6 protein-coding genes are annotated in these 7174 nt (G+C 75.3%); 2 read left to right on the plus strand and 4 right to left on the minus strand.

Annotated elements, in window-relative coordinates; translation table 11 throughout:
• The coding region (locus JFN87_RS31150; RefSeq protein WP_504739796.1) for a DNA glycosylase family protein at window positions 1-412 on the plus strand (412 nt) is incomplete at its 5' end.
• Window positions 413-453: 41 nt separating this feature from the next.
• Here JFN87_RS31150 and JFN87_RS31155 read toward each other — a convergent pair.
• Window positions 454-1143: a response regulator transcription factor gene (locus tag JFN87_RS31155; RefSeq protein ID WP_209345565.1), complete on the minus strand. Its 690-nt coding sequence runs from the start codon at window positions 1141-1143 to the stop codon at window positions 454-456.
• Between the two features lie 142 nt (window positions 1144-1285).
• Between JFN87_RS31155 and JFN87_RS31160 the strand changes: the two genes are divergently transcribed.
• Complete coding sequence (locus JFN87_RS31160) at window positions 1286-2221, plus strand: DUF3152 domain-containing protein (RefSeq protein WP_209345567.1); 936 nt, start codon at window positions 1286-1288, stop codon at window positions 2219-2221.
• 39 nt (window positions 2222-2260) lie between these two features.
• Here JFN87_RS31160 and JFN87_RS31165 read toward each other — a convergent pair whose 3' ends face one another.
• The 3 genes from JFN87_RS31165 to JFN87_RS31175 all read right to left on the minus strand — a co-directional run bounded on the left by JFN87_RS31165 (window position 2261) and on the right by JFN87_RS31175 (window position 5655).
• Window positions 2261-3949 (minus strand): amidohydrolase, encoded by a 1689-nt coding sequence (locus JFN87_RS31165; protein WP_209345569.1) that lies wholly within the window; start codon window positions 3947-3949, stop codon window positions 2261-2263.
• Window positions 3950-4092: 143 nt separating this feature from the next.
• Window positions 4093-4566: a DUF456 domain-containing protein gene (locus JFN87_RS31170; RefSeq protein ID WP_209345571.1), complete on the minus strand. Its 474-nt coding sequence runs from the start codon at window positions 4564-4566 to the stop codon at window positions 4093-4095.
• Between the two features lie 84 nt (window positions 4567-4650).
• Entirely contained in the window at window positions 4651-5655 is a 1005-nt protein-coding gene (locus tag JFN87_RS31175; protein ID WP_209345573.1) for a helix-turn-helix domain-containing protein, read from the minus strand.
• Between the last annotated feature and the right edge of the window lie 1519 nt (window positions 5656-7174).

A 7174-nucleotide genomic window follows, 5' to 3' on the forward strand; every position in this document is an offset into this window, starting at 1 on the left:
GCTGCGCTCGCCCGGCGCGGCCGACCCCGCCGAGTGCGCACTGCGCCTCGTGCTCGGCCAGGACGCGGCCGCCGTCGCCGGGTACGGCGAGCAGGTGCCGTGGCCGTACGACGCTCCCGTACCCGCCCGCCTCTTCCCCCGCCCGCGCGAGCTGCGCTACCACCCCGTGGCCGGTCCTCTCGCGACCGCGCTCGCCGACGGCGCCGTACGCCTGGACCCCGGCGCGGACCGTGACGAGACCGAGCGGGCCCTGCGTGCCGTGCCGGGCGTGGACGCGCGCATGGCGGCACTGATCAGGATGCGGGCGCTCGGCGACCCCGACGTGTGGCCCGCCGACCCGGACGCGGAGGACGCCCACGAGCCGTGGCGCCCCTGGCGCTCGTACGCGGCCCACCACGTCGGAGCCGTCTGAGAAGCCGCTGTCCTACCGCCGCGCGCCCCGCGCGACGGCGTTCACCTGGACCGGAAGCGGTAACCGAAGCCGCGTACCGTCTCGATGTAGCGGGCGTCGCCGCCGAATTCGCCGAGCTTCCCGCGCACCCTCTTCACGCAGGCGTCCACCCGGCGTATGTCGCCGTGGCAGTCGTGCTCCCAGACCGCTTCGAGCAGCTGCCGGCGGGTGAGCACCTGCCCTGGCGACGCCGAGAGCGTCAGCAGGAGCCGCAGTTCCGACGGTGCGAGGGCTATCCGCTCGCCGCGCAGGGTGACGGCGAGCCCCGCCCGGTCGACGCTGAGGTCCCCGTGGGTCTCCGCCCTCGGTCTCGCGGTGTCGGACACGGGCGCGCCGTGCCTGCGCAGGACGGCCCGGATCCTGGCCTCGAGGACGCGCGCCGCGACCGGCTTGACGACGTAGTCGTCCGCCCCGGACTCCAGACCGACAACGATGTCCGCGTCATCGCCCCTGGCGGTCACCATGATGATGGGGACCTGGTCGTGCTCCCTGATCCTTCGGCACACCTCGAGGCCGCCCGTGCCCGGCAGCATCAGGTCGAGGACCACCGCGTCGGGCCGCACCGAACGCACCCGCTCCAGCCCGTCCTCGCCGCTCGCGCCGGTGAAGACCTCGTGACCGCCCCGGCGCAGGGCCAGTTCGAGGCCGCGGCGCACGGACGGGTCGTCCTCGACGAGCAGGATTCTGGGCATCGCACCAGTATGAGGGACCGGCCGGAGGCCCAGGCGGCAGGTGGGAAGGGCTCCCGGCGGGGGAGTGGGCGTCCGGTGTTGTTATGCACTCGTTACCGCTTGGCCCATTGGTCATCATGTATGGGCATCATCCTGTACCGCTATGCACGAAAGACAGAACGCCAGTTCGGGGCGTAGGCAGTCGCACGGATCGGGCGGCGGCCACCGGTCGGGGAGCCGGCGGCGCTCCTCGCGCCGCAAGAAGAAGAGATCCGGCCGGCGCGGGCTGCTCGCGGCCGGCGCCGTGGTCGCGGCCTGCCTGATCGGCGCGGCGGTGACCGCGATGAGCCGCGGGGGCGGAGAGAGCGCGGCGGACAAGGCGGCCTCCGCACACGCCACGATGGAGGCCGCGCCGCTCCTGACGCGCTCACCGTCCTCGTCGCCGTCCGCGTCGGCATCCACCTCGGCGTCCTCTTCCTCCTCCCCGAGCGCCTCGGGCAAGCCGTCGTCCTCCCCGAGCCACCACGTCGACTGGAACAAGCCGGGCACCGGCAGGTTCAGCACGGCCGAGGCCTCGGGCGAGGCGGTCGGCCACGGTCGGATACGCCGCTACAAGGTCGAGGTCGAACAGGGCACGGGCGTCACGGCGAAGTCCGCGGCGCGGGAGATCGAGACCATACTCGCCGACCCGCGCGGCTGGACCACCAACGGCCACGACGGCTTCCAGCTCGTCTCCTCGGGGCCGTCCGACTTCGAGGTGAAGATCGCGAGCCCCGACACCGTCGACGCGATCTGCGGCGCCGCGGGTCTCGACACGCACGGTGAGGTCAACTGCGACGTGGGCAGCCAGGTGATGGTCAACCTGAAGCGGTGGGAGACGGGCTCACCCGAGTTCTCGGGACCCGTCGGCGAGTACCGCGCCCTCATCATCAACCACGAGGTGGGCCACCGCATCGGCCACGGCCACGAGGCCTGCCCGGGCCCCGGCAAGCCCGCGCCGGCGATGATGCAGCAGATCTACGGGCTGCACGGCTGCGTGGCCAACGCCTGGCCCTACGACTCCCACGGCCACTACCTCGGGGGCCCGTCGGTGCCGTGACCCACCCGCCCGCGCACCCCGCGGCGCCCCGGCCGGTGGCTACGACCATGTGTCGTACGCGTGGACCCGGCGTCCCGCGAACCACGTCTGGACGACCTGCGTCGCGTGGATCTCGTCCACGGGGATGTCGAACAGCGGGCGGTCGAGGACGATGAAGTCGGCCGAGAGGCCGGGCCTGAGGCGTCCCGTCTCGTGGGAGAGGCCCAGCGCCTCCGCGGCCACCACCGTGTGGGCCGCCACCGCAGTCGTCAGGTCGAGTGCCTGGTCGTGCGCCAGGTCCCCGGGGAAGGTCGGGTCGGGGTTGCGGCGGGTGACCATCGTCTCGATGCCGAGCCACGGGTTCGGCAGTGCCGCCGCGGCGGGCCAGTCCGAGCCCGCCGCGATGGCCACGCCGGCCTCGTGGAACTCGCGCAGCGGCCACGGGCGGTCGCCCGGCCCGGCCCCCTCCTGACGGGTGAGCCCGCCGTTCGCCGCGTCGGGGAACCACTGCACCGGCGACGCGTCCACCACCACCCCGAGTTCGCGGAAGCGCGGCACGTCGTCCCGGCACACGAACTCGGGGTGCGCGATGTGGAACACCGGCCCGTCCCCGTGCCGCGTGCGCATCACGCGCACCGCGTCCAGCGCCCGGCGCACCGAGCCGTCCCGCGTGGCGTGCACCTTCGCGTGCAGGCCCCGCGTCACCGCCTCCTCCAGCAGCAGCTCCAACTCCTCGCCGGACAGGACGGCTTCGTCGCCGGCGAAGCAGCCGCCGTCGTCGCACGCGCCGGACGCACGCGCGTGCGACCGCGCCGGCCCCGGCCCGTCGCCCAGGCGCGCGCGCACGAAGTCCGGCCGCACGTGCGGCGACCTGTGCGCGGGAGCTGCGTCGAGCAGGGAGCCTCCGGGCTCGGGGCCGTCCTGATCCCCGGCGGGCAGCGACCCGACGACCCAGCCGTTCAGCCCGTCGGACCGGTCGAGCCCGGCGAAGACCTCCAGCCACCGCGCCGTCGTCGCCGCGTCCTGCGTCGCGGTGACGCCCACCGAGTTGAGGATCGCCACCGCCGTGCGGGCCGACAGCGGATCCCGTTCGTGCGAATCGGGCGCGGACCGCTCCACCGCGCGTTCCGCCTCCGCGGAGGCCGCGCCGAGCAGCAGCCCGACGGCGTGACCCGCGGCGTCCCGCACGTACCGGCCCCCTTCCGGGTCGGGTGTCGCGTCGTCCACGCCCAGTGCTTCGAGCGCACGCGAGTTGACCCAGCGGTGGCGCAGCGAGTCGTCACGCAGCATGACGGGGCGCCCCTCAGCCGCCTCGTCGAGCGCGGCGAGCATCGCGCGGTTGCCCACCGCCTGGAACAGCGGGCCGACCACCACGCCGCCCACCACCCACTCGTCGCGGCCGAGCGTGGAGGCCCTGTCCCGCACGGCCCCGAGGATCTCCACCACGCCGGAGAGCGGCGGCAGCGTCAGCTCCCACACGGCCGCGCGCCCGCCCGGACCGAGCTGCGTGTGGACGTCGACCAGCCCGGGCATCACGGTGCGGCCGCCCGCGTCGACGACCCGCGTACCGGGCTGCACGAGCGCCTCGATGTCCCAGTCGCTCCCGACGGCGACCACCCGGCCACCGCGTACGGCGAACGCCGAGGCGCGCGGCCTGCCGGCGTCCAGGGTGTGCACGTCCGCGTCGCGCACCACCAGATCGATGCGGTGGTCGGCGCCGCGGGCCGCGGCGGCGGCAATCTCGGCCATGGCGATCCCTCTGGTCCGCGGGGACGGCGCCCGGCGCCCAGGTCCTGGCGCGCCCGGACGTCCTGTTGTGCTCTCTTTGCGAGGGTATGGCAGGGCGGCGCGCCGCGCGTGTCGTGGACGCCGGGCCCGAGCGCGAGGCGCCCTCACGCCCAGATGAGCGCCCCGATCCAGGCACCCACCGTCAGGAGGCACGTCATCAGCTCGACGAGCAGGGGCGCGGCGGGCCCGCGCATCAGCCCGCGCGTGGACGCCCAGCCGTCCCGGCGGCTGCCGAGGCGCTTGCGCTCCGCCCCGTAGACGCCCCCCACGAACCCGGCGACGCCGCCCACCACCGGCAGCACGAAGAACCCCACCATCGCCGCGACCCCGCCCATCGCGAGACTCTGCCGGGGCGCCGCCCTGCGACGCGAGGGCAGGAGCGATCTGAGCGCGACGTTCAGGAGCAGCAGAGCCGTCGCCGCCAGCAGCACCACCCACGCGGACGTGGACCGGTCCGACAGCGCCCACCACACCACGGCGGCCCACAGGATCGCGGGACCCGGCGCGCCGGGCACCAGCACCGACAGAAGGCCGAGCAGCATCACCAGGCCGACCAGCACCAGCTGCCACACGTCCATGAGCCAAGCGTGCAGGACGCCCGCCGATCCCGCTAAGCGACCGCCCGGCGGACGCCGTCCCAGGTCAGCGCCGTGGCTCGCGGATCAGCGCCGTGGCTCGCGCGCCACCCAGCCCCGCTCGTACGCGTGCCAGCCGAGCTGGAGCCGGGTCGTCGCCCCGCTCAGCTCCATCAGCCCCTTCACGCGCCGCTGCACCGTCCGCAGCCCCAGGTCGAGCTGTTTGGCCACGCTCGCGTCGGTCATCCCGGCCAGCAGCAGCGACAGCACGCGCAGGTCCGTGGCGTCCGGCTGCGGGAGGGTGCTCGCCAGCACCGCGCCGCTCGCGTCCAGGGCCAGCGGCATGGACTCGCGCCACACGGACTCGAAGAGCGCGCGCAGGGAGTCGAGCAGCCCGCTCCCGTGCACGACCAGCGCGGACGGCTCCGCGGTGGGCTCAGCCAACGGGCCCGTCAGCGGAACCATGCCCACGCTGCGGTCCGCCACCACCAGCTTCGTCGGCACGCGCTCTGCGACCCGTACCAGCTCGTCGCGGTCCAGGGCCGTGCCGAGCTCCTCGACGCCGCCGGGCGTCGTGAGCACCTCGCGTTCGATGACGACGCGGTAGCGGACCCCGCGCGTCGCCGCCCTCTCCTCGGCCTTGTTGTCCCGGCCGGTCACCGCGACCGGGGCGCCGGTGACCAGGGCGCACACCTCCTCGGTGGCGCCGAGTTGCAGCTGCAGGAAGCGGTGCGAGACGGCACTCGCGCCCGTCACGACCTCGACGAGTTCGTGGATGGCCGGCTCCGCGGCCTCGGAGCGGTACTCCTCCGCGAGCAGGACGGCCGCGAGCTCGGCCTGCTCCAGTTCGTGGCGGTGCTGCGTCAGCAGCGCGCCGAGCGCCAGGGACGGCGGCGCCGCGACCCAGCGGCCCGCACGCGCCGGCGACTGCGCGGCGAGCCCGTGCCGCTCCAGCCGGCGCAGAGCCGTCTCGATGTCGCGCTCGGGCAGCGCGAGCCGGTGGGCGAGCTCGGCGGCGTCCGCCGCGCCGATCGCCACCAGCGCGCGGTACGCGGTCTCCTGTTCCCCGTCGAGTCCTATGGCACCGAGCACGCGGATCCCTCCCCTGGTTCTGCGTTCGTCCTCCGGCGGTCTTACGGCAGTGGCGGAAAACGGCCACGGCGTAAAGCCGCCGCATACATCGTGCCTGTACAGCCGGTAACTCTGCCAAGGTGGGCCGGGTCGGAGCAGCTGTGGACCACGGTCATATGCCTCTCCGAGGTTGTCTGCCGCGCGTCCTTCCCGTGGGGGGTGGGGGTGCGAGGGCGGACTTCGACCGGCCGGCCGCGGCCGGGCGCCGGGCGTGACGACGGCCCTCGCCGCGCCCACGCAGGCGCCCCCGCGCCCCGGCCGGTCTCATTTTTCCTGATGCCCGTTTTCGCACGCCATGCGCGGTCGAGGATTAGGGGCATGAGCAAGCAGGGGGAGCGACCCGGCCCATCCGCCGACGACGACTGGTGGAGCCGGCTGTACGACCAGGGCTCGACGGACACGGGCGCGGGGGCCGGCGACGGCGCCGGCGCGCAGGCGGCCGACGACACGCTGGAGGACAGGTTCGCGTCGGCGGCGCACGCGGTCGCGGCCCCCGCGGAGGCGCCCCGGGGGCGCCGCCCGAGAGCCTGGTGGGACGAGCCCGCCCCGACACCCGGGCGCGCCCCCGACGCTGCCGCCCCGGGCCCCGCTGACCCGGGCGCTGCCGACCCGGGCCCCGCCGACCCGGGCCCCGCAGACCCACCACCTCCTCCGGCCGCACCGGACGGCCACACGGAGACGGGCCGACCGTCGGCGTCGGCACCGAGTTCCGTCCCGGAACCGCCGCCCGAGCCCGCGTCCGCCCGCGACCCCGGCGTGCGGCCCGGTCCAGCCCCGCAGCGCGGACCCGAGCAGAAATCCCGGTCCGGGCCCGAGCCGACGACGAGCCCCGCCCCGGATTGGACTCCGGGCCCGCCCGACGGGAGTCCGCCGGAACCACCGCCTGCGCCAGTGCGGGAGTCCGGTCGCGAGCCGGAGCGGACGCCCGGTCGCGAGCCGGAGCGGACGCCCGGGCCCCAGCCGGATGTGTCCGGCCCCGGCCCGAACCTCGACCGCGAGTCGGGGCGCGGCCTTGCCTCGCAGCCGCCGCGACCGGAACCGATGTCGTACCCCGCCGGAGAAGCGGCTGACGGGCCACAGCAGGGGCGCCTGTCGGAGCCGCCGCCCGGCCCCGTGCGGGGGCCAGGTCCCGAGCCGGAGCCCGGGCCGCCTCCTCGGTCTCGGCCGGAACTGTCTGGTCCCGGCCCGGAACCTGCCCCCGAGCCGTGGTCCGGTCCAGCCCTGCACCGTGGGTCCGAGCCGGAACCTCGGTCGGGGCCCGAGGCGACGTCAGGTCTCGTGCCGAAGCGGAATCCCGGCCCGCAGGACGGGCGTGGGCCCGGGCCGGGGCCGGGTCCGGGACCCGGCCCCGAACGGGGGCTCGATCTCGCGCCCGAGCCGCAGCCGGAGCCCCCGCCGCTGCCGCGGCGGGTGCCGGGATCGGGAGAGCTGGCGCCTGAACTCCTGTCACCGATGTATCATGTATGCCGACCTTCTTCTT

It is taken from the genome of Streptomyces montanisoli (assembly GCF_017813245.1).
Lineage (GTDB): Bacteria > Actinomycetota > Actinomycetes > Streptomycetales > Streptomycetaceae > Streptomyces > Streptomyces montanisoli.